Here is a 21,713-nt window from a genome sequence, read left to right as displayed (position 1 = left end):
ACGACGCCGAGCGCGAGGTACGCCGCCGCATGGCGGCCCACGAGCTGTACACCGACTCGGCGCCCGGCCTCGAACGCCTGGAGGAGGAGCGGCTGCGCGGCAAGGAGCTCGCCGCCGAGTACAACGGCACCGGACCGCGCGACGAGGAGGCCCGCCGCGCCCTGCTGGGCGAACTGCTCGGCGCGGTGGGCCGGGGCGTGTGGATCGAGCCCCCGCTGTACGTCGCCTACGGCCGTCATGTGCACCTCGGCGACGACGTGTACGTCAACTTCGGCCTCACCCTGGTCGACGACGTCGAGGTCTTCGTCGGCGACCGCGTGATGTTCGCGCCCCATGTGACCATCAGCACCACCGGTCATCCCGTCCACCCGGAACTGCGCCGGGACGGCAGCCAGTTCTCGGCGCCGGTGCGCATCGAGGACGACGTGTGGGTCGGGGCCGGCGCGGTGATCCTGCCCGGGGTGACCGTCGGGCGGGGCTCGGTCGTCGGCGCGGGCAGTGTGGTGACCGCCGACGTGCCGCCGATGACCGTCGTCGCCGGAACCCCGGCCCGCGTCCTGCGGCCGATCACCGACGCGGACCGGGACTGGAGCTACCGGCCGCCGCGTACCGCGCGGAGCTGAGCGGGTCCCGGCGCCGGGACCCGCTCACCCGAAGGGTCACCTGTTCGTCCACTGGATGTGGTGTGAGGGGAGGGACCACCGGGGCATTGTTTGACATGTACCTGCGGCCCGGTGGTCGGGCCGCAGCCCCATGGAGGTGTGAGATGCACCGGAGACTCGCCACCGCACTCGCCGCCCCGGCCCTGGCCCTGGTCAGTGTCCTCGGCACCGCCACAGCCGCCGACGCCGTACCCGCCGACAAACCCCAGGTCCTCGCGAGCTGGACGCAGACCAGCGCATCGAGCCACAACTCCTGGACCGCGGCCCGCGCCGACCGGTCCGCCTGGTCCGCCTACCGGTTCGACTGGTCCACCGACTACTGCTCCACTTCCCCGGACAATCCCTTCGGCTTCCCGTTCTCGACCGCCTGCGCCCGCCATGACTTCGGCTACCGCAACCACAAGGCCGCGGGCACGTTCAGCGCCAACAAGGCACGGATCGACAGCGCCTTCCACGAAGACCTCAAGCGCGTCTGCAACAGTTACAGCGGCGCCACGAAGACCGCCTGCAACAGCACCGCGTGGACGTACTACCAGGCCGTCAAGGTCTTCGGCTGAGCCCGCCGCCCGCCGTGGGACGGCCGGCGGCGGGCGGCGATCGCCGCGCGGATCTACCGGCGGCTGCGCACCAGCACGTACAGGAAGTACGGCGTGCCGATCACGGCCGTCATCAGGCCGGCGCCCAGCTGGGCGGGGGCGATCACGGTACGGCCCAACAGGTCGGCCGTGCACACCAGCACGGCGCCGAGGAGCAGCGCGACCGGCAGGATGCGGGTGTGCCGCCGTCCCACGAGGGCGCGCGCCGCGTGCGGGGCGACCAGGCCGACGAAGCCGATGGTGCCCGCGGCGGCGACGGCGGTGGCGGTGAGCAGCACGCTCAGGACGAGGAAGCCCAGCCGTCCGCGCGCCAGGTCGAGTCCGAGGAGCCGGGGGGTGTCCTCGTCGAGGGAGACCAGGTCGAGTTCCCTGTGCCGCACGCCGGCCACCACGACGCCGACGGCGAGGACGGCCGCGAGGGGAAGGACGTCGGGCATGGTCCGGCCGTACGTGGAGCCCGACAGCCAGGTGAGGGCCTTGGTCGCGTTGAACGGGTCGGTGAGCACGATCAGCAGGCTGATCAGGGCCGTTGTCGCGGTCGCGGCACCGATGCCGACGAGCACCAGCCGGTTCTGCTGGTAGCCCCCGCGCGCGGCGAGGCCGAACACGACGGCCGCGGCGACCGCGGATCCCGCGAAGGCCGCCCCGGCGACGCCCCACCCTCCGACGACGGGGACCGTGGTCACGAGGATCACCGCGCCGAGCGCGCCACCGCCGGAGACGCCCAGGACGGCGGGTTCCGCGAGCGGGTTGCGGGTGACGGCCTGCACCAGGGTTCCGGCCAGTGCGAGCGCCGCTCCGGCGAGGAGCGCGGCGGCCACCCGGGGCATACGGGTGTCCAGCACGAAGGAGACGGTCCTGCCCGCTCTGCCCTGCGCCCAGTTGACCACGTCGCCCAGCAGCAGCTTGCTGTCGCCCAGCAGGACGGCGGCGACGGTGACGCCGACCAGGACGACCGACAGTACGGTGAGGGTGGTGAGGAAGACGGCGCGGCTGCGGATGCGCAGTTTGTCCGGCGCGGCGGCACCGGCGGTGTCGCGGAGCCGGGCCGCCATCACCACCAGGAACACCGCGCCGACGAGGCTGGTCACCACACCGGTGGGGACGGCGACCGCGGTGTCCGAGTCGACGAACGTACGCAGCAGCACGTCCGCCCCGAGCACCAGTGCGGCGCCGGCGAGTCCGGCGACCGGCACGGCGCTCCGCAGCCGCAGGATCCCCCGGGCCCATCGGGCGAGCGGGCGGACGAGGGCCGGGGCGCACAGGCCGACGAAGCCGATCGGGCCGGCCAGGGTGACGGCCGCCGCGGACAGCAGCGTCGCCAGGACGACGGCCGTGACGCGGGTGGCCCGCACCGGGACGCCGAGTCCGCGGGCCGCGTCGTCGCCGAGGGCGAGGGCGTCGACCCGGCGGGCGATGAGCAGCAGGCCGACGAGTCCGACGACGGCGACGGGCAGCATCTGGAGGACACCGTCGAAGCCGTTCTGGCCGATGTTGCCCTGGTTCCACTGGTAGAGGCCCTCGGTCTCCTGCGGGAACAGCAGGAGCAGCCCCTCGGTGACGGCGGTGAGGCCGAGGGCGAGCGCGGTGCCGGCGAGCACCAGCCGTACGGTACCCGCGCCGAGCCCCGACAGTCCGAGGACGACGGCCGCCGCCACGAGTCCACCGGCGAAGGCGACGCCCGAGGAGGCGAGCAGCGGCAGCGACACCCCGGCCACGGAGGCGAGGCCGAGGGCGAGGTAGGAGCCCGCGTTGACCGCGAGGGTGTCCGGGGAGGCCAGGACGTTGCGGCTGACGGCCTGCAGGGCGGCGCCGGCCATGCCGAGGGCCGCGCCCACGAGGAGCCCGGCGGTCATCCGGGGCAGTCGTGAGGCGATGACGACCGACGCGTCGGCCGCGTCGGCCTGCCCGGTGAGGGCCTTGAGGACCTCTGCCGGGCCGACCGCGGCCGTGCCCTGGGTGATGTCGACGACGGCGAGGGCCGCGACCAGGAGCACGAGCGCGGTCGTCACCGCGGCCGCGCCCGTCCGGGACGACACCGTCGCCGGACGGGCGGTGGGAGTGGTGGCGGTGACGGCCATCGTGCTACTTCGTCAGCGCCGCGACGACGGAGTCGGTGTACGCCTCCATCGAGCCGGTGCCGCCGAACATCCAGATGCCGTCGTCGATGCGGTGGACGTCACCGGACTTCACGAAGGGCAGCGACTTCCACACGGAGTTCTCGACGAGCTCCTTGCCGAAGGGGTCGCTGGTCGCGTCGTCGTCGTTGCCGATGTAGACGAACTGGACCTTCCCCAGGTCGGTCAGCCCCTCGACGTCGGTGGCGGCCAGGCCGTAGGCCTCGTCGCCCTTCTGCTTCCAGGCGTTCTTCAGTCCGAGCCGCTCGTTGACGGCGCCGATGAGCGAACCGGAGGTGTAGGGGCGGACGGAGACCTGGTTGGAGGCGGCGTAGCCGTCGGCGAAGGCGATCTCGGCGCCGTCCAGGCCGGCGTCGGCGAGGGCCTTCGAGCCCTCGGCGAGCTTGGTGTCGAAGTCCTTCTTCAGGGTCGCGGCGCGCTCGGTGGTGCCGGTGGCCTCGGCGATGAGGTCGACGTTCTTCAGCATCTGCCCGATCGGGTCGGCGGCGTCGGCGGACTTCACCTCCAGGACCGGGGCGACCTTGCGCAACTGCTTGACGGCGTCGGGCTTCAGGTCGGTGGTGGCGACGATGAGATCGGGCTCGAGCGAGGCGATGGTGTCCATGCTGGGCTCGCCGCGGGTGCCGATGTCCTTGGGCTCGTTCTTGAGCGGGACGGCGGCGTTCCAGGTCTTGTAGCCCTTGACGTCGGCGACGCCCACCGGGTCGACGCCGAGGGAGACCAGGTGCTCGACGACGTTCCACTCGGTGCCGACGACCTTCTTGGCGGGTCCGTCGAGTTCCACCTTCGCACCGGTGGCGTCGGTGAGGGTGATGGCCTGCGCGGACTCCTTGGCGTCGTCGTCGGCGGCGGGTTCGGTGGTGCCGCAGGCCGCCAGCAGGAGAGCGGCGGCGGTGGCCAGGGGCGCGGTGAGCAGGAGGCGTCTCATGAGGTGGTGCTGAGCCTTTCGCTTCGGGTGTGGTGACGGCCGAGGGCACGGGTACGCAGCCGGCCGGTGAGGGGATCGGTGTCGACCTCGATGCGGATGCCGTAGACCTCGGTCAGGCGCTCCGGGGTGAGGACGTCCTCGGGCAGACCCTCGGCGACGACGCGTCCGGACGCGAGCAGCACGATCCGGTCCGCGACGGCCGCCGCCTGGTCGAGGTCGTGCAGGACGACGCCGACGGCGATGCCGTGCTCGTCGGCCAGGTCGCGCATGAGGTCGAGGAGTTCGACCTGGTAGCGCAGGTCGAGGTAGGTGGTCGGTTCGTCGAGGAGGAGGACGCCGGTCTCCTGGGCGAGACAGCCGGCCAGCCACACGCGCTGGAGCTGTCCTCCCGAAAGGTGTTCGGCTCCGCGCTCGGCGAGTTCGGCGACGCCGGTGAGGGCGAGGGCGCGGTCCACGGCGGCGCGGCCGCCGGGGTCCGTGCCACCCCACCGGCCGCGGTGCGGATAGCGGCCGAACTCCACGACGTCCCGCACGCTGAGACCGCTGGGGGTGGGGCGTCCTTGGAGCAGCAGGGCGACGCGGCGGGAGAACTCCCGGGGGCCGAGGGCCAGCGCGTCGGTGCCGGCGTCGATCGTGAGCGTGGCGCTGCGTGGCCTTTGCAGCCGGGCGACGGTGCGCAGCAGGGTCGACTTGCCGCTGCCGTTCGGGCCCACCAGGGCGGTCACTTCGCCGGGCCGCAGGGTCAGCGCCGCGTCGTGCACGACGTCGGCGCCGTCGTACGCCACGGTCACATCGGTGGCCGACAGTTGATGGCCACGCGGGCCCAGGGCCGCCTCTTCAGCAGGAATCACAAGGCAAGGTTAGCCTACCCTTAATTCTCGTTATCAGGGGGTGACCTGCGGGAAAGCCGGAACAGGTTTCTGTCGGTCCGTCAGAAGGCGTAGCGGATACCGAGCCACGGTGTGTGCCGGGCGATCAGTTCACGCAGGTCCGCGAGGGCTCGGCGCTTGATGCCGGCGCGGTAGCGGAGGTTGAGGGCGCCGTTCTGGGAGCGTTTGGTCTCCTGCGCGACGGGCCGCCACAGCACGTCCTCGCCTCGCGGATGCCAGCGAAGGTTGACCTCGTGCAGGTCCGCGTTGTGGGTGAGCATGATGACTTCGGCGCGGGCCTGCCGCTTCACGCGCTCGGGCAGTACGTCGTCCATGTGCCGCAGCAGCTCGGCCCAGGCGTCCTGCCAGCCGGGGCGGACGACGACGGGCGAGAGGTTGAAGTGCACCTCGTACCCGGCGTCGAGGAAGTCCGTGGCGGCGGCGATCCGCCGGTCGACCGGGCTGGTGCGCAGGTCCAGCAGGCGTGAGTCATCGGCCGGCATCACCGAGAACCGGACACGGGTGCGGCCGCGCGGGTCGAGCTCCAGCAGGTCGGGGTTGACGAACTTGGTCGCGAAGGACGCCTTCGCGGTGGGCCAGTCGCGGAAGGCGCGGACCAGGTCGGCGGTGTTGTCGCAGACGAGGGCGTCCACGGAGCAGTCACCGTTCTCACCGATGTCGTACACCCATGCTTCGGGGTCGCACTGGTTGGGCTCGGTTTTGGGGCCCTGTGCCGCGACGTGCCGCCCGAGGTGGGCGATGATCCCGTCGATGTTGGTGAAGAGGGTGATCGGGTTGGCGAAGCCCTTGCGGCGGGGTACGTAGCAGTACACGCAGGACAGGGCGCAGCCGTTGGACGGGCCGGGGGCGATCCAGTCGGCGGAGCGGCCGTTGGGGCGCGTGGTGAGCGTCTTCTTCACGCCGAGCACGAGGGTCTCGCGCTTGATCCGCATCCAGCGGTCGGCGCTGCCCTCGTTGCCGTGCAGCTCGGGGACGCGCCAGTGGGAGTCCACCTCGATCAGCCGGGCCCCGGGGAACCGGGCGAGGATCTGCCGCCCGCGGGGCGAGGCGGCAGCGGCCGGTTCGGCGTGGATCTCCCGGATCGCGAGAAGCCGACGCGCCTGCGCGGAGTCCCGGAAGGCGGCAGTGGACGGCGCCGGCTCGGCCGCCGGTGCCACCGGCAACTCGTCGAGGCCGAAGAGCGGCTCCTGCGGGCCGTGGGACGGGGAAGGACGATGGCGCATGTACTGACCGGCTTCTCGGGCGGGGATGCGGTGCGGGTGCCCGCCGACCGGTTCCGTCGGAATCCGGCCGTCCTCCCACTGTACGGCGACGAGCCGACGCGCCGCGCCCGACCGGACCGCAGGTCACCGGCCCCCGCCCGGCCGTACGGGCGGTGGGTGGCAGGCGCCCTCACCACGACCGGGCCGGGCCGACCGCCGAGAACTCACTGGCGACCGCCCCCGCGGCTGCACGGACAACGGTGACGGAAACCCCCACCACGACCGGGCCGAGCCCACCGCCCGGGGCTCGCCGCAGCCCGTCCGCTTCCCCGCACAGGCGCACAGGCGCACAGGCGGCGGGCAGCACATGCTCTCACCGCGACCGGGCCGACCACACCGGGCTGCCCGTACGCCCGACCGCTCTCACACCACCGCACGGGCGCCGGCGGCACGTCACCCGGCGCGACGGGGCCCGGCCGACCGCCGGGAACTCCCCGGCGGTCGGGGCCGGGGGTCAGGCCCGGGTCGTGAAGCGTTCCCAGACCCGGTGCGAGGCCAGCAGCTCGCGGACTTGGCCGAGGGCGGTGGGGCCGGAGTCGGCGACCACGATGCCGGGGGCGTCGGTGGGGACGCCGGACACTTCGAGGGCCGCCTCGCCGCCCGCCCACGCGCCGATCGCCTTGCCGTGCCGGAACGCCTCGGTCAGCAGCAGGCCGATCCGCGGGTCGGTCGCCGGCTGTACGGCGGAGGGCGCGCCCTTGCCGTCGCGCACGCCGGGCAGGTCGTCGCCCATGGCCGGTACCCCGGCCAGCAGTACGGCGTCGAACTCGACGGAACGCGCGGTGACGTAGGTGCGCTGGACCGTCAGGGCCGAGTCGCCCGAGCCGAGCGTGCCGCCGGTCGGCGCCACGACCAGCGGGACCATGCCCGCCTCGAGCACCGCGTCGCGTACCGCGTGGACGCCGTCGAGGTCGCCGTCCGGGCCGGCGACGATACCGATGACACGCCCGTCCACCGGCCAGGTCCCCCCGATCTGCGAGAGGGCCGGGCTCGGTTCGACGTCGGCGAGCGGCACGGTGGGCCCCGGCGCGGGCAGGCCGAGCCCCTCGGCGACACCGGCGCACAGCTCGGGGTCGATGTTGGCCAGGACCTGAAGGGTCCGTTCCCTGATGGCCTGTTCGTAGCACTTGCCCAGTTCGAAGGTGTAGGCGCCGATGATGTGCTCGCGCTCCACCGGGCTCATGCTCAGCCAGAACCGGCGGGGTTGGCTGAAGTGGTCCGCGAACGACTCCGGCGCCTCGCGCACCTTCCGCCCCTCCGGGACGGTCACCGGCGCCTCGATGAACGCGCTCGTGTCCGCGCCCGCGGTGAACGGGCAGCCGCCGTCGAGGGAGTTGGGCCGGTAGGGGGCCACGCCGCGGTGCACCGCCGTCTGGTGCATGCCGTCGCGCAGCATGTCGTTGACCGGTGCCTGCGGCCGGTTGATGGGGAGTTGCGGGAAGTTGGGGCCGCCCAGGCGCGTGATCTGCGTGTCCAGGTACGAGAACAGCCGTCCCGCGAGCAGCGGGTCGTCGGTGACGTCGATCCCGGGTACGAGGTGACCGACGTGGAAGGCGACCTGCTCCGTCTCGGCGAAGAAGTTGGACGGGTTCCGGTTGAGGGTCATCAGCCCCACCGGCTGCACCGGGGCGAGTTCCTCGGGCACGATGTTCGTCGGGTCCAGCAGGTCGATGCCCTCGAAGGTCTGCTCCGGAGTGTCGGGGAAGGTCTGGATGCCCAGCTCCCACTGCGGGTAGGCGCCCGCCTCGATGGCGTCGGCGAGGTCCCGCCGGTGGAAGTCCGGGTCGACGCCGTTGATCGTCTGCGCCTCGTCCCACACCAGGGAGTGCACGCCCAGCCTGGGCTTCCAGTGGAACTTCACCAGCGTCGTGCCGCCCTCGGCGTCGACCAGCCGGAAGGTGTGGACGCCGAAGCCCTCCATCATCCGGAAGGAACGCGGGATGCCGCGGTCGCCCATGAAGAAGAGGGTGTGGTGGGTCGCCTCGGTGTGCAGGGAGACGAAGTCCCAGAAGGTGTCGTGCGCGCTCTGCGCCTGCGGGATCTCCCTGTCGGGGTGCGGCTTCGCGGCGTGGACGACGTCGGGGAACTTGATGGCGTCCTGGATGAAGAAGACCGGGATGTTGTTGCCGACCAGGTCGAAGACGCCCTCACTGGTGTAGAACTTCGTGGCGAAACCGCGGGTGTCGCGCACGGTGTCGGCGGAACCCCGCGAGCCGACCACGGTGGAGAACCGTACGAACACCGGCGTTTCGACGTCCGCGGCGAGGAACCCCGCCTTGGTCACGGAGGCCGCCGTGCCGTAGCTCTGGAAGACCCCGTGCGCGCCCGCGCCGCGGGCGTGGACCACGCGCTCCGGGATGCGCTCGTGGTCGAAGTGCATGATCTTCTCGCGCAGGTGGTGGTCCTGGAGCAGTACGGGACCGCGCGGACCCGCCTTGAGCGAGTGGTCGGTGTCGTACAGCCGGGTGCCCTGCGCGTTGGTCAGATAGCTCCCGGACTGCGCCACCCTGGCCTGGTCGGCACCGGTGGGCTGGCCGGTGGGCGACACGGTGGCCGGGCCGCTCTGGTCCGGCTTCGGCGGCAGCGGCTCGCGGGGCTCGGTCGGCTCGGCCACGGACGGCGGCCGGGAGCCCGGCCGTCCGGGAATGCCGTCGGCCGGGGCCGATCCGTCGTCCTGCAGCTTTTCGGTGATCTTCTTCGCTGCCCGCTTGACGGGGTTGGCCTCGCTCATGGGGTGACACTCCTCCGCTTCAGACCGGCCACGTACGGGTGGCCGCGCGTTCAGTTGCCGACTGCGGGCGATCCAAGGGGACAAGGCGATCGAAAAGGGCATCGGGTGCCGTCAACGTCTCATGGCGGGCACACCCTCGCAGCGGGCACCCGCCGATGGGGTGAAATCCCCGCCCCCGCCCCGAAGCGCCACACCCGCACTTCCCTCTCCGTTCCTCCCCGCCGGATCCGACCGCCCCGCCCGCGTACCCCCGGCCCGGTGGTCAAGGCATGCGGATTCGGTCCGGTATGCCGCCGCACCGACGGGCGCACGCTCACCAATTCCTGTCCGGGGGCTTGCCCACACAATGTCTCACCACTTAAATCAAAGCCTGAACTAAGCGGTCGCGGGGCCGCGTTCAGTCCTCCGGCATGCCCTCACACACAGAGAGCAGCGCCACCGCACCATCCGCCGCCCGGACGGCCCGGCCCGCCCGCACGCGGGCTCGCCCGCAACCCCACATCGCACCGGCAGAAGGCTGACGCATGAGACACATGAAGCACTTGAGCCGCCTGAGACGCAGAGCCCTGGGTGCGGCGTTCGTCGCCACGGCGGCACTCGTCACCCTGCCCGCCGCCCAGGCCCCGGCCACCGCGGCCGAGACCCCGTTGTCCCAGGGCAGGGCGGCCACCGCCTCCTCGACCGAGAACGCCGGCACACCCGCGAGCGGCGCCGTGGACGGTGACACGGGCACCCGGTGGTCGTCGGCGGCGAGCGACGACCAGTGGCTGCAGGTCGACCTCGGCGCCACGGCGTCCGTCACCCGGGTCGTCCTGAACTGGGAGGCCGCCCACGGCAAGGACTACAAGATCCAGTTCTCGGGGGACGGCGGCGACTGGGCCGACGCCAGGACCGTGACCGGGAGCGACGGCGGCGTCGACACCGTGGACGTGTCGGGGCAGGCCCGCTACGTCCGGATGCAGGGCCTGGACCGGGCCACCGCGTGGGGCTACTCGCTGTGGGAGTTCCAGGTCTTCGGTACCACCGGCGGCAACCCGCCCGCCTCCTGCGGCACGGCCGACGCCGCCCGGGGCAGGCCCGCTTCCGCCTCCTCCACGGAGAACGCGGGCACCCCAGCCTCCGCCGCCTTCGACGGTGACGCCGGCACCCGCTGGTCGAGCCAGGCCTCGGACCCGCAGTGGGTGCGGGTCGACCTGGGCGCGGTGCGCGACCTGTGCGCGGTGGATCTGAACTGGGAGGCCGCCTACGCCAAGGACTTCCGGATCGAGGCCTCCGCCGACGGGCGGAACTGGACCACGCTCAAGTCCGTCACCGGCGCCACCGGGGGCCGGGCCTCCTACGAGGTGAGCGGCGAGGGCCGGTACGTCCGCGTCCTCGGCACGGCCCGCGGCACCGGCTACGGCTACTCCCTGTGGGAGGTCGCCGTGCACACCACGTCGGACGGCGGCGGCGGTCCGATCGAGGGCGGCGGCGACCTGGGTCCGAACGTCATCGTCGTGGACCCGTCGACGCCGAACCTCCAGCAGAAGTTCGACCAGGTCTTCGCCCAGCAGGAGACGAACCAGTTCGGCAGCGGGCGCTACCAGTTCCTGCTGAAGCCGGGCACGTACGACGACATCAACGCCCAACTCGGCTTCTACACCTCGGTCTCGGGCCTCGGGCTCAACCCCGACGACGTCCAGATCAACGGCGACATCACCGTGGACGCCGGCTGGTTCAACGGCAACGCCACGCAGAACTTCTGGCGTTCGGCGGAGAACCTCGCCATCAACCCCGTCAACGGCACCGACCGCTGGGCGGTCGCCCAGGCCGCTCCGTTCCGCCGGATCCACGTCAAGGGCGGACTCAACCTCGCCCCCGACGGCTACGGCTGGGCCTCCGGCGGCTACATCGCCGACTCGAAGATCGACGGCACCGTCGGCCCGTACTCCCAGCAGCAGTGGTACACGCGGGACAGCTCCGTCGGCGGCTGGACCAACGGCGTGTGGAACATGACGTTCACGGGTGTCCAGGGCGCTCCGGCGGGCAACTTCGAGACCGGCCCGTACACCACGTTCGACACCACTCCGATCTCCCGTGAGAAGCCGTTCCTGTACCTGGACGGCAACGAGTACAAGGTGTTCGTTCCCGCCAAGCGCACCAACGCGCGCGGTGTGTCCTGGCCGGCCAACGCGGGCGGCACCTCGCTGCCGCTCGACCGGTTCTACGTGGTCAAGCCCGGTGCCACGGCCGCTACCATCAACGCCGCGCTCGACCAGGGCCTCAACCTGCTGTTCACACCCGGCGTCTACCACATCGACCGGACCATCGAGGTGGACCGTGCCGACACCGTGGTGCTCGGTCTCGGTCTGGCGACGGTCATCCCGGACAACGGGATCGACGCCATGCACGTGGCGGACGTCGACGGCGTCCGGCTGGCCGGCTTCCTGATCGACGCGGGTCCGGTCAACTCGGACACGCTGCTGCGGATCGGTCAGCCGGGCTCCTCGGCGGACCACTCCGCCAACCCGACCACCATGCAGGACGTGTTCATCCGCATCGGCGGCGCGGGTCCTGGCCGGGCCACCGACTCCGTCGTGGTCAACAGCGACGACGTGATCGTCGACCACACCTGGATCTGGCGCGCCGATCACGGTGAGGGCGTCGGCTGGGAGACCAACCGCGCCGACTACGGACTGCGCGTCAACGGCGACGACGTCCTCACCACGGGCCTGTTCGTCGAGCACTTCAACAAGTACGACGTGCTCTGGAACGGCGAACGCGGCCGCACGATCTTCTTCCAGAACGAGAAGGCGTACGACGCCCCGAACGAGGCCGCCATCACCCATGACGGCATCGTCGGATACGCGGCCTACAAGGTCGCCGACTCGGTGAACGAACACGAGGCCTGGGCACTCGGCAGCTACTGCAACTACACGTCCGACGACACCATCGTGCAGCACCACGGATTCCAGGTGCCGGTGAAGCCCGGCATCAGGATGCGGCACCTGCAGGTGATCTCCCTCGGCGGCAAGGGGCAGTACCGTCACGTCATCAACGACACGGGCTCCCCGACGTCGGGGACGGACACCGTCCCGTCCAAGGTCACGCAGTTCCCCTGAGCGTGACAGTGCCCCGTGCCGGATTCAGAACAACTGCCCCTGCTCGTCGGGGGCGGTCCGGCGCGGGGTACGGCGCGGGCCGGGGCCCCGCACCGGGGTCTCCTCCCCGAACAGCGGCGCCGTGCCGTACTCGTCCGGCTCGGCCGGCACCGCGACGGGGCCGGTTCCCACGTTGAGGCACAGCGGAGCGTCGAGGTCGAAGTCCCCGGGCGTCATGTCCGTCCAGTCGCGTTCCCGACGCTCACTCACCGACGCTCCGCTCCCCGTCCATCCGGCCAGGTTATCGGTCGTCCGGTGCCCCGGGAACGGCACGCTGCGCGGCGTCACCCGACAGAGAGACGTAGGTCACACTCCCGTTCCGGTCACACAAAGGGGAGCCCGTCCGTCAGTGCTGCGTAACCACAGGAACCGACCAGGAGGTCATCATGGAAGCGCGCCTCGACTTCTTCGCCAACCCCCTCGCGGCCAAGGTGCTGAAGCACATCAACTCGGCGGGCAAGGCGGTGGCGGACTCCGGGCTGCCGCACGCCACCCAGGAGCTGGTGAAGATCCGCGCCAGCCAGATCAACGGCTGCGGCTTCTGCACCGACATGCACACCAAGGACGCCGCCGCGGCCGGGGAGACGTCGGTCCGGCTCCATCTGGTCGCCGCCTGGCGGGAGGCCACGGTCTTCACCGAGGCGGAGCGGGCCGCGCTGGAGCTGACGGAGCAGGGCACCCGGCTCGCCGACGCGGCCGGTGGCGTCGGCGACGAGGCCTGGGCGAACGCGGCCAAGCACTACGACGAGGACCAGCTCGTGGCCCTGATCTCGCTGATCGCCGTCATCAACGCCTACAACCGCGTCAACGTCATCAACCAGCAGCCCGCCGGTGACTACCGGCCCGGCCAGTTCGGCTGACCGGCCGCGCCCGCCCCGGCCCGGTGGGCCGGGGCGGGCGTCCGTCAGGCCTCCGCGCGCTTCGGCAGCCGCCAGCCGGGCCGCGGGAAGTGGCAGGTGTAGCCGTCCGGGTAACGCCGGAGGTAGTCCTGGTGCTCCGGCTCGGCCTCCCAGAACGGTCCGGCCGGCACGACCTCGGTCACCACGGCGCCCGGCCACAGCCCCGAGGCGTTCACATCGGCGATCGTCTCCTCGGCGACGCGCTTCTGCTCGTCGTCGACGTAGAAGATGGCGGAGCGGTAGCTCGTCCCGATGTCGTTGCCCTGCCGGTTCTTCGTGCTCGGGTCGTGGATCTGGAAGAAGTACTCCAGGATCGTGCGGTAGTCGGTGACGGCGGGGTCGTAGGTGATCTCGATCGACTCGGCGTGGGTGCCGTGGTTGCGGTACGTCGCGTTCGGCACGTCACCGCCGCTGTAGCCCACCCGAGTGGTCAGCACACCCGGGAACGTGCGGATCAGCTCCTGCATGCCCCAGAAGCAGCCGCCCGCGAGCAGCGCCCTCTCCTCGTTCGTCGTCATCTTCGTCTCGCCCTTCTCCCACGTGTCCTGCGGCGTTCATCAGTGAGAACCGCACCGGCGACCCCATTGTTCCGGCCGTGCCGCCTCCTTCGGGCAGCGGCGTACCGACGCGTTCGCGCCCGCCCGTGCGGCGGTGCCGGAAAAGGGACATGGCGGACTGTTCCTCGTCGCCGGATTCGCCGAACGCCGGGGCACGCGGTACACGGCGAACGGCGAGGTCATCCGGACGGAACAGCCGCTGCCGGCCGGGGACGGCGAGTGAATCCTCCGGCCCCCGGGGCTCGGCGGGCTCAGGCGAGGAGCGAGATGCGGGCCGTGATGCTCTTGCCGGCCGGCTCCTGCCGTACGTCCAGGGTCTGGGCCACGGCCATCACGATCTCCAGTCCGTGCTGGCCCACCCGGCCGGGGTCCGCGTCCCGGGCCACCGGCGGCGCGGGGTTGCCGTCCCGGACGATCACCTCGACGGCATCGCCGGCGACCCGCAGGTCGAGGCCGACGGGGCCCGGAGCGTACTTGCGGGCGTTGGTGACCAGCTCGCTGACCACGAGCTGGGTGATCTCCACCGCGCGGGTCGACACCAGGAGGCCGTCCTCCGCCCTCGCCCGGGTCAGGAACGCGGCGGCGAGATGACGTGCCTGGGCTATCCAGGTGCCGTCGTCGTCCAGGGTGTACGAAGCCCGCAGTCGCGGTGCGCCTGGCACCGTGGCCCCCTCGTCGACTGGAACTGGTTCCATCCGGTCCGCCTTCACTCACCGATCACACCGCGCGACTACCCGCATCGCTCCCCCGCACGCCACTGAAGTGTGACAGGTGCCTCCGACATCGGAGGGCCGTGGTCGCCGAGAAGCCCGCCGCACGGCGGTGACCGGTGGGTTCTGCCTGGTCAGCGCGGTGATGAATGCGCGCCCCGGGACGTGCCCGTGATCAGAGGCGCGCCGGTTCGGCCACCCCCGTCCCCCGGGCGGCCGCACGGAGGCGCCGGCCGCGGCGGGTCGGCCCCCACGGCTTGAGGACCGAGATCACCGTCATGAAGACGTAGGCGGTCAGGGAGACGATCGGCCCCATCAGGACGTCGCCCCCGTCGGGCAGGGAGTGCCCGGCGGAGACGGCCGCCGCGGCCGCGTTCACGCCCGGCCGCAGCGCGAGGGCCGTGGCGGTGGTCGTGGCCAGGGTCAGCCAGAACTTCGTCCACACCCAGCGGTGCCTCGCCAGTCCCCAGGGAGTGCCCAGGGACAGGACGAGACCGCTGAGGAGCGTCAGGAGGGCGATCGGCAGCAGGAGCCGGTCCGCGAAGAGTTTCATGGCCCGGACGGACGCCTCCACCACGGCCGCGGACCCGGTGGTGTTCGCGGTGACGCCGAGCGCGAGCAGCCCGACGGTGAGTCCGAGCCAGCCGGCGGAGGCGAGGACATGGACGACGAGGTGGGCCCGGCGTGCGGGGCGGCTGAGTTTCACCCGACCCACGGTGCCGGGCCCGGGCCGCGCGGACATCCGACGGCGGGAGTAACCCCGCCTGCTGACGTCGGCGTACGCCGGACGCGGTCAGCGCTCGCGCAGCCGGCCCATCCCCGTCAGGGTGCGCCGGGCCGCGTCGGCCAGCCGGGGACGGCCGCGCACGAAGCGGTGGGCGGCCCGCGCCGGCTCCCGGCCCAGCCGGTACACGGCCCCGCCCGGTCCCGGGCACACCACGGCGCCCTCGTAGACCGGGAGTTCGCGGGTCTTGAGGGAGTCCTTGTAGCGGGCGGGGCCGCTGCCCAGGTCGACCATGCGGATACCGTCGGCGGCGGCCGCCCGGAGCATCCGCAGGTGCAGCACCAGTCCGGGTGAGTACCGGCCGTGGTCACGGTCGTACGCGGGGAACCACCAGGACAGCACCGTGGCCGAGCGCAGGCCGAAGTGGGCGGCCACGGGGCGGTCGCCGGCGTACAGCACGGAGAGCAGTCCGCGGCACTCGGGATCGTCGCCGTGTGCGAGCAGGTCCACCAGCCGGGTGATCCAGCGCTGGGCGAACCGGTCCCGGCGGCCCGTCCGCCGGTACTGGGCGGATTTCCAGCGCATCAGCGCCCGTAAGGCCTCCGGGTCCCGGGCGTCGTACACGAACCGGACCTCGCCGACCTGCCGGGCGAGCCTGCGTTCCTTGGCCAGGGTCTGCTTGAGGAAGCCGGGGGACCGGGCGCGCAGCCCGTCGGTGTAGTGCTCGTATCCCCGGTCGAGGTCGATCACCGGGCTGGTGAGCTCCTCGACGGCGTGCGGCACGAAGAGGTGCTGACCGGCCTCCAGATTGTCGAACTCCCACGAGGAGAGCGCGCAGGCCACGAGCAGGGTGCGCGGGTCTAGCCGGATACCGGGGCGCAGGACGGCGCCCTGGCTGTCCGACACCCCGAGACCGATGGCCCGGCCCTGGCCCAGCGGCCCCTTCTCGTACGGGAGGAAGCCGACCGGGGTTCCGTCGTCCTGCAGGACGGCCACCCGGGCGCCGGGCCTGACCTGTCCGACGGCCGTGGTGAACGCCGGATCGAGAAACGGGTTCTCCGGCGCGCCGGACTCCGCGCGCAGGTGTCTCCACGTTTTGTGCTCGCTCGGCCCGAGTTCGTCGGGCCGCACCACGAGAACGCGCTTTCCCTGCATGTGTGTGCCTCCTGTGTCGTCACGGTTTCCGGGACACGAGAAGACCTGCTCGTCACCGTGGACCGGCTCGGGGAGCACGCGGCGGGCAGTACCCGGCCGCACGGCGCAGGCCTTGGGCGGTACCGCGGTCGCTCAGCAGCGGAAGGTCTGCAGGCAGGCGGCGCCGGGGGCCGGGTCGGCCGGGCCCCTGCCCTGCGGCGGTCCCAGCGGGTACGGCCGGGGAGCGGATCGTCGCCGCGCGGTGGCCGTCGACGCGGTGCCGGCCGTCGGGTGGGCGGGGCCGGTCGCCCCGGCCGCCCCCGAGGCCCTCGGCGGACGGGCGACGGGCCGGTGGAGCGAGGCGTCGCCCTCGCCGGGGAAGGGCTCACCGACGGCCTCGGGTGCTCCGAGGACCTCAAGCGCTCCGAGAGCCTCAAGCGCTCCGACGGTTTCCGGCACTGCCTCGGCCGGCTCGTCGTGCCGGGCCTCCGCCGGCTGGTGCCGCTGTGCCGCGGGGTGCGCCGGGGCGGGCCGGTCCGCTGCCGGCGCCGGGGGGCACAGGGTCAGGAGCAGCACCGAGGCCAGCAGTACGACTGCCGCTGCCCATCGAGACCGCACCGGTCACCTCTTCGGCGTGCGTCCGGCGGGGGTGGGTACACCGGGTCGGCACCGGGCGGGCCCCCACGCATGTGCGCCCGGCACGTCTTCCAGTAGCGCCGAACGCGTCCCGCTCCGTCAAGTCCTCCGCGTCGCAAGGCGGCGCACTCGGCGCGCACCGGCCGTGGCGCTTCCCGCGGGCCCCACCCCGCACTCCGGAGTGCGCCTCCCGACGGGTGGCGAGGGCCGCGTCCGTCCGTTCGGGCGGGCTCCCGCCGCCAGGATGATGTTTCGGCCGAGGCCGCGGCGTGCCCCCGGCCGACTCCGGGCACCTGGGTTCGGTGACCTCCCCCGATTACCTCTTCACCCTGCTCGGAGCCGGCGCCCTCGGCGCGGCCGTGCTGCCCCGGCTGGTGGCCCGCAGACCGCTGTCGCTGCCACTGGTGTTCCTCGTCTGCGGAGTCGCTCTCCAGTTGCTTCCCCTGCCCATGCCCGACATCGACCCGGTGTCGGACCGGACGTGGGTGGAGCACATCACCGAGATCTGTGTGCTCGTCTCCCTCATGGGCGCCGGTCTCGCCCTGAACCGGCCGTTCGGCCGCCGGCACTGGCGGGGCACCTGGCGGCAGCTGGGCGTCACCATGCCGTTGACCATCGCGGCCGTGGGCCTCCTGGCCTGGGGCCTGCTCGACTGGCCGCCGGTCGCCGCGCTGCTGCTGGCGGCCGTGCTCGCGCCGACCGATCCGGTGCTCGCCTCGGAGGTGCGGGTGGGCGCGCCCACCGACTCCGAGCACGACGAGGACGAGGTGCGCTTCACGCTGACCAGCGAGGCCGGGCTGAACGACGGTCTCGCCTTCCCGTTCGTCATGGCGGCCGTCGCGCTCGCCGCCGCGGACGGACGTCCCACCGGTGACGGGATCGCCCGCTGGGCGCTGGTCGACGTGCTGTACAAGTGCGCGATGGGCGTGTTCGCGGGGCTCGCCGTCGGCGCGCTGCTCGGGTGGCTGTTCTTCCGGGCGGGCCGGCGGGCGATGCGGCTGTCCGAGCACCGGGAGGGGTTCGTCGCCATCGGCGCCACGTTCCTCGCCTACGGGGTGACGGAGCTGCTGCACGGCTACGGCTTCGTGGCCGTGTTCGTCACCGCCTGCCGGATCCGCGGGGCGGAGCACGCCCACGGCTATCACATGGTGCTGCACGATTTCGTGGAGCAGGTGGAGCGGCTGCTGACCGCCGTGATGCTGTTCCTGCTCGGGGTGTTCGTCGCGCAGGGCGGGCTGGCGTCGCTGACCTGGCAGGGGGCGGTCGTGGGTCTGCTGCTGCTGTCGGCCGTCCGGCCGCTGACCGCGTGGACCGCCCAGCTCGGTACGTCCGCCGGCCCCCGGGAGCGTGTGGTGATCGCCTTCTTCGGGATCCGCGGCATCGGCTCGCTGTTCTACCTGGCACACGCGCTCGGCTCGGGCGGTTTCGGCGTCCCGGCCGAGCAGTTGTGGGCGGTGGTGACCTTCACGGTGCTGGCGTCCGTCGTGCTGCACGGGGTGAGTGCCACCCCCGTCATCTCGCGCCTCGACCGGCTGCGGACCCACCGGGCCCGGGCGGGTGGTGCGGGACCGGATCCGGACGAGGACGCGGTGGCCGGCGAACGGCTCTGACCGCTCTTCCCCCCCGGAAGGAGGGACTCCTGGCGCGGGCCGCCTTCCGGGGCAGCGCTCCGGGAGGGCGTGCGCCCCCGACGCCGGCCGGAACCGGAGGTGGCGCCCGAAGCACACGGGAATTGGGCCCTGCATTGGCATAGACCTGACACCGGTCGGCTCGCTAAGCTCTGCCCGACTCGGACTGAGAGCGCTCTCACGCTGTGGTTGTTCCACCCCCACCTTGCTGGAACGACGAAGGGCACCTTCCATGAGACGCACCAGACTCACGCATGCCGGCGTGGCCGCCCTGCTCATGATCGGCAGCTGGACCGCGGCCGGCACCCTGCCGGCCGCGGCGCAGGACGCCCCCGACTCCCCCACCGCCCGCGCCACCGACTCCGCGCCCGCCTCCGCCGGCCTGCTGGAGGCGATGCAGTGGGACTTCGGGCTGACCCGCGCCGAGGCGGAGGACCGGCTGGCCGCCGAGCGCGAGGCCACCGACCTCGTGCCCGAGGCCCGCAGGACCGCCGGATCCGCCTACGGCGGCGCCTGGTTCGACGCGAAGAGCGAGAAGCTGACCGTGGCCGTCACCTCGGACGCCGACGCCTCCACGGTACGGTCCCTGCGCGCGTCCGGCGCCGCCGTCCGCACCGTCGAGCACAGCGCCGAGCAGCTCGACGCGGCCAGGTCCCGCATCGACCGCCTCGACGCGCCCTCGGGCGTCAGCAGCTGGGCCGTCGACCCGACCGCCAACACGGTCGTCGTGAACATCGTCGCCGACAAGCGTGCTGACAACGATGTCCGCACCTTCGTGGACAAGGCCCGCGAGGCCGGCCCGGTCACCGTGCGGACCGTGGCGGCGGCGGCCGAGACCTTCGCCGCCGGGACGGTGGGCGGCGACCCGTACTACACCGGCAACGTCCGCTGCTCCATAGGCTTCTCGGTACACGGCGGCTTCGTCACCGCCGGACACTGCGGTGGCGCCGGCGGCCAGGTCAGGGGCTGGGACGGCTCGTACATCGGCAACTTCCAGGGCTCCTCGTTCCCGGGCAACGACTACGCCTGGGTGAACGTGGGCAGCGGCTGGTGGACGGTGCCGGTGGTGCTCGGCTGGGGCACGGTGTCGGACCAGCTGGTGCGCGGCTCGGCGGAGGCACCGGTCGGCGCCTCGATCTGCCGCTCGGGCTCCACGACCCACTGGCACTGCGGCAATGTGCTGGCCAAGAACGAGACGGTCAACTACAGCCAGGGCGCGGTGCATCAGATGACGAAGACCAGCGTCTGCGCCGAACCGGGCGACTCGGGCGGCTCGTTCATCAGCGGCGACCAGGCGCAGGGCGTCACCTCCGGCGGCTGGGGCAACTGTTCCGGCGGGGGCGAGACCTGGTTCCAGCCGGTCAACGAGATCCTCAACCGCTACGGGCTGACGCTGCACACGGCCTGACCGGCCACGACCGGGAGCGGGCCCCGCCGGGTGACCGGCGGGGCCCGCTCTCACGTGTGCCGAGGGCCCACCCGCCACAAAAGTTACCGGGCCGTAACTTACTCATGGGTTACCAGCGGTAAGTAAGCGCTGCTAGTTTCCGGTTCACCTTCCTGGAGCAGAGCGAGGAGTGAGCCGTGAGCCGTATCAGCAGCGTGCTGACCACCGTGGTCGCCACGACCGCCTGTGTCTGCGTGTCCGCGCCGCCCGCCGCCGCGAGCGACCCCGTGGTGTCGCGGGGCGTCACCATCCCCGCCTTCTACACCCCGCCCGCCGAACTGCCCGCGGACGACGGTGTACTGGTCCGCCACGAGCCACTGCGTCTCGGGCTGAGCCTGCCCGGCCTCGACGGCCGCTCCCTGCCCGGCACGGCGACCCGGCTGATGTACACCTCCACCGACTCCAGCGGGCAGCAGGTCGCCGTCACCGGCGCCTACATCGAGCCGTCCGCCGACTGGAAGGGCGACGGGCCCCGCCCCCTGGTGGTCGTCGGTTCGGGAACCATGGGGCAGGGCGACCAGTGCGCGCCCTCGCTCGCCCTGCAGCACCCCCTGACCCTCAACGGGCAGACCGTGTCGTTCGGTTACGAGAATCTGGCGGTCTACCGGCTCCTCGCCACCGGGGCGGCCGTCGTCGTCACCGACTACGTCGGCCTCGGTGCGACCGACCGGCTCCACACCTACGTCAACCGCGTCGACGAGGGGCACGCCATGCTCGACGCCGCCCGCGCCGCGCACTCGGTGCCGGGCGCGTCCGTCACCGGGGCGTCCCGCGTGGCCATGTACGGCTACAGCCAGGGCGGCGGGGCCAGCGCCGCCGCGGCCGAACTGCACGGCTCCTACGCGCCCGACGTGCGGCTCGTCGGCACCTACAGCGGGGCGCCGCCCGCCGATCTGACCGAGGTGATGAAGGGCATCGACGGGAGCGCCCTGGCAGGCGCGCTGGGGTGGTCGATCAACGGATTCGCCCAGACCGAGCCGGAGTTGCGCGCGGTCGTCGAGGAGAACATCAACGCCACCGGACGCGCCGCCCTGGAGGACATCGCCACCACCTGCGTCGGTGACGCGATCCTCGGCCACGGCTTCACGAAGAGCACCAAGTGGACGAAGAGCGGCAGGTCCATCGCCGAGGTCCTCGCCGCCGAGCCCGCCGCCCAGGCCGTGCTGGACGAGCAGCGCCTCGGGACGACGAAGCCGACCGGGCCGGTCCGGCTGGTCACCGGCGTCCAGGACGACATCGTCCCGCACGAGCAGGCGCGCCGGCTGGCGGTGGACTGGTGCGCCAAGGGCGGTGACGTCACCTACAAGGCGGTCCGGCTGCCCAACCTGGGCGACAAGCTGCTCACCAACCACCTGGCACCGCTCATCACCGACCAGGGCGATGCGGTGGCCTGGCTGACCGACCGGCTGAAGGGCAGGCCGACGGGGTCCAACTGCTGGAGCATGCCGGCCCGGCGCTGAGCCACCGGCAACGCCGCGAGCCCCGTCCCGGAATTCCGGGACGGGGCTCGGGATGGAGCGCCGGGCAGGCCTTGCACCTGCATCTCCCCGCAGGAAGCGGGGCGTCTTTCCTTGGACCACCAACGCACGGTCGGGCTCTGGAGGTTCCCGTCGCCGTGACCTGGGTCAACC

Annotated in this window: 19 protein-coding genes; 8 read left to right on the top strand and 11 right to left on the bottom strand. The window is 72.4% G+C overall.

Annotated features, from left to right (window positions below):
• Positions 1–29 precede the first annotated feature (29 nt).
• Together ACH4VX_RS27145 and ACH4VX_RS27140 are read left to right on the top strand one after the other, a co-directional pair.
• On the top strand, positions 30–623 hold the full coding sequence (locus ACH4VX_RS27145) for a sugar O-acetyltransferase (RefSeq protein ID WP_398371005.1): 594 nt from the start codon (positions 30–32) through the stop codon (positions 621–623).
• 143 nt (positions 624–766) lie between these two features.
• Positions 767–1,219 carry a phospholipase gene (locus tag ACH4VX_RS27140; protein ID WP_398370877.1) on the top strand — a complete coding sequence of 151 codons (453 nt, stop codon included), beginning with the start codon at positions 767–769 and terminating at the stop codon, positions 1,217–1,219.
• A gap of 53 nt (positions 1,220–1,272) precedes the next feature.
• Here the strand turns inward: ACH4VX_RS27140 and ACH4VX_RS27135 are convergent, their stop codons facing one another.
• The 5 genes from ACH4VX_RS27135 to ACH4VX_RS27115 form a co-directional block, all read right to left on the bottom strand.
• Entirely contained in the window at positions 1,273–3,339 is a 2,067-nt protein-coding gene (locus ACH4VX_RS27135; RefSeq protein WP_398370875.1) for an iron ABC transporter permease, read from the bottom strand.
• 4 nt (positions 3,340–3,343) lie between these two features.
• Positions 3,344–4,324 (bottom strand): ABC transporter substrate-binding protein, encoded by a 981-nt coding sequence (locus ACH4VX_RS27130; RefSeq protein ID WP_398370874.1) that lies wholly within the window; start codon positions 4,322–4,324, stop codon positions 3,344–3,346.
• Positions 4,321–5,175, bottom strand: coding sequence for an ABC transporter ATP-binding protein (locus ACH4VX_RS27125; protein ID WP_398370872.1), 855 nt, complete (start codon positions 5,173–5,175; stop codon positions 4,321–4,323). Before ACH4VX_RS27125 ends, ACH4VX_RS27130 begins: the two co-directional genes overlap by 4 nt.
• 80 nt (positions 5,176–5,255) lie before the next feature.
• The gene (locus ACH4VX_RS27120) at positions 5,256–6,437 is read right to left on the bottom strand and encodes a spore photoproduct lyase family protein (RefSeq protein WP_398370870.1); all 1,182 of its coding nucleotides are present in this window, start codon (positions 6,435–6,437) and stop codon (positions 5,256–5,258) included.
• A 493-nt stretch (positions 6,438–6,930) separates the two neighbouring features.
• Entirely contained in the window at positions 6,931–9,207 is a 2,277-nt protein-coding gene (locus ACH4VX_RS27115) for a catalase (protein WP_398370869.1), read from the bottom strand.
• Positions 9,208–9,758: 551 nt separating this feature from the next.
• Between ACH4VX_RS27115 and ACH4VX_RS27110 the strand changes: the two genes are divergently transcribed.
• On the top strand, positions 9,759–12,308 hold the full coding sequence (locus ACH4VX_RS27110) for a discoidin domain-containing protein (protein ID WP_398371004.1): 2,550 nt from the start codon (positions 9,759–9,761) through the stop codon (positions 12,306–12,308).
• 24 nt (positions 12,309–12,332) lie between these two features.
• Here the strand turns inward: ACH4VX_RS27110 and ACH4VX_RS27105 are convergent, their stop codons facing one another.
• Positions 12,333–12,557: a hypothetical protein gene (locus ACH4VX_RS27105; protein ID WP_398370867.1), complete on the bottom strand. Its 225-nt coding sequence runs from the start codon at positions 12,555–12,557 to the stop codon at positions 12,333–12,335.
• A gap of 176 nt (positions 12,558–12,733) precedes the next feature.
• On the opposite strand from ACH4VX_RS27105, the gene ACH4VX_RS27100 reads away from it, so the two are divergent.
• Positions 12,734–13,207, top strand: coding sequence for a carboxymuconolactone decarboxylase family protein (locus ACH4VX_RS27100; protein WP_398370865.1), 474 nt, complete (start codon positions 12,734–12,736; stop codon positions 13,205–13,207).
• Between the two features lie 44 nt (positions 13,208–13,251).
• Here ACH4VX_RS27100 and msrA read toward each other — a convergent pair whose 3' ends face one another.
• Entirely contained in the window at positions 13,252–13,764 is a 513-nt protein-coding gene (gene msrA / locus ACH4VX_RS27095) for a peptide-methionine (S)-S-oxide reductase MsrA (protein WP_398370863.1), read from the bottom strand.
• A gap of 133 nt (positions 13,765–13,897) precedes the next feature.
• Here msrA and ACH4VX_RS27090 point away from each other — a divergent pair, with 133 nt between their 5' ends.
• The gene (locus ACH4VX_RS27090) at positions 13,898–14,026 is read left to right on the top strand and encodes a hypothetical protein (protein WP_398370862.1); all 129 of its coding nucleotides are present in this window, start codon (positions 13,898–13,900) and stop codon (positions 14,024–14,026) included.
• 28 nt (positions 14,027–14,054) lie between these two features.
• On the opposite strand, the gene ACH4VX_RS27085 is transcribed toward ACH4VX_RS27090, so the two are convergent.
• The 4 genes from ACH4VX_RS27085 to ACH4VX_RS27070 all read right to left on the bottom strand — a co-directional run bounded on the left by ACH4VX_RS27085 (position 14,055) and on the right by ACH4VX_RS27070 (position 16,989).
• A complete protein-coding gene (locus ACH4VX_RS27085; protein WP_398370860.1) occupies positions 14,055–14,498 on the bottom strand; it encodes an ATP-binding protein in 444 nt (147 codons plus the stop codon).
• Between the two features lie 190 nt (positions 14,499–14,688).
• Positions 14,689–15,255, bottom strand: coding sequence for a DUF2269 domain-containing protein (locus ACH4VX_RS27080; protein WP_398370858.1), 567 nt, complete (start codon positions 15,253–15,255; stop codon positions 14,689–14,691).
• A gap of 51 nt (positions 15,256–15,306) precedes the next feature.
• Positions 15,307–16,392: a GNAT family N-acetyltransferase gene (locus ACH4VX_RS27075; RefSeq protein WP_398370856.1), complete on the bottom strand. Its 1,086-nt coding sequence runs from the start codon at positions 16,390–16,392 to the stop codon at positions 15,307–15,309.
• A 132-nt stretch (positions 16,393–16,524) separates the two neighbouring features.
• The gene (locus tag ACH4VX_RS27070) at positions 16,525–16,989 is read right to left on the bottom strand and encodes a hypothetical protein (RefSeq protein WP_398370855.1); all 465 of its coding nucleotides are present in this window, start codon (positions 16,987–16,989) and stop codon (positions 16,525–16,527) included.
• 320 nt (positions 16,990–17,309) lie between these two features.
• On the opposite strand from ACH4VX_RS27070, the gene ACH4VX_RS27065 reads away from it, so the two are divergent.
• The 3 genes from ACH4VX_RS27065 (at position 17,310) to ACH4VX_RS27055 (ending at position 21,542) form a co-directional block, all read left to right on the top strand.
• Positions 17,310–18,617 carry a cation:proton antiporter gene (locus ACH4VX_RS27065; RefSeq protein ID WP_398370853.1) on the top strand — a complete coding sequence of 436 codons (1,308 nt, stop codon included), beginning with the start codon at positions 17,310–17,312 and terminating at the stop codon, positions 18,615–18,617.
• A 250-nt stretch (positions 18,618–18,867) separates the two neighbouring features.
• A complete protein-coding gene (locus tag ACH4VX_RS27060) occupies positions 18,868–20,043 on the top strand; it encodes a S1 family peptidase (protein ID WP_398370851.1) in 1,176 nt (391 codons plus the stop codon).
• A gap of 176 nt (positions 20,044–20,219) precedes the next feature.
• Entirely contained in the window at positions 20,220–21,542 is a 1,323-nt protein-coding gene (locus tag ACH4VX_RS27055) for a lipase family protein (protein WP_398370849.1), read from the top strand.
• Positions 21,543–21,713: the final 171 nt, after the last annotated feature.

The sequence above is a fragment of the Streptomyces sp. NPDC020731 genome (assembly GCF_044334705.1).
GTDB lineage: Bacteria > Actinomycetota > Actinomycetes > Streptomycetales > Streptomycetaceae > Streptomyces.
This window is presented reverse-complemented; position numbering and strand designations above follow the sequence as displayed.

Excerpts from the sequence above, each read along its gene's own strand:
- ACH4VX_RS27145 (WP_398371005.1), top strand. The coding sequence starts at position 30 with ATGGCGGCCCACGAGCTGTACACCGACTCGGCGCCCGGCCTCGAACGC.
- ACH4VX_RS27140 (WP_398370877.1), top strand. The coding sequence starts at position 767 with ATGCACCGGAGACTCGCCACCGCACTCGCCGCCCCGGCCCTGGCCCTG.
- ACH4VX_RS27135 (WP_398370875.1), bottom strand. The coding sequence starts at position 3,339 with ATGGCCGTCACCGCCACCACTCCCACCGCCCGTCCGGCGACGGTGTCG.
- ACH4VX_RS27130 (WP_398370874.1), bottom strand. The coding sequence starts at position 4,324 with ATGAGACGCCTCCTGCTCACCGCGCCCCTGGCCACCGCCGCCGCTCTC.
- ACH4VX_RS27120 (WP_398370870.1), bottom strand. The coding sequence starts at position 6,437 with ATGCGCCATCGTCCTTCCCCGTCCCACGGCCCGCAGGAGCCGCTCTTC.
- ACH4VX_RS27115 (WP_398370869.1), bottom strand. The coding sequence starts at position 9,207 with ATGAGCGAGGCCAACCCCGTCAAGCGGGCAGCGAAGAAGATCACCGAA.
- ACH4VX_RS27100 (WP_398370865.1), top strand. The coding sequence starts at position 12,734 with ATGGAAGCGCGCCTCGACTTCTTCGCCAACCCCCTCGCGGCCAAGGTG.
- msrA (WP_398370863.1), bottom strand. The coding sequence starts at position 13,764 with ATGACGACGAACGAGGAGAGGGCGCTGCTCGCGGGCGGCTGCTTCTGG.
- ACH4VX_RS27085 (WP_398370860.1), bottom strand. The coding sequence starts at position 14,498 with ATGGAACCAGTTCCAGTCGACGAGGGGGCCACGGTGCCAGGCGCACCG.
- ACH4VX_RS27080 (WP_398370858.1), bottom strand. The coding sequence starts at position 15,255 with ATGTCCGCGCGGCCCGGGCCCGGCACCGTGGGTCGGGTGAAACTCAGC.
- ACH4VX_RS27075 (WP_398370856.1), bottom strand. The coding sequence starts at position 16,392 with ATGCAGGGAAAGCGCGTTCTCGTGGTGCGGCCCGACGAACTCGGGCCG.
- ACH4VX_RS27060 (WP_398370851.1), top strand. The coding sequence starts at position 18,868 with ATGAGACGCACCAGACTCACGCATGCCGGCGTGGCCGCCCTGCTCATG.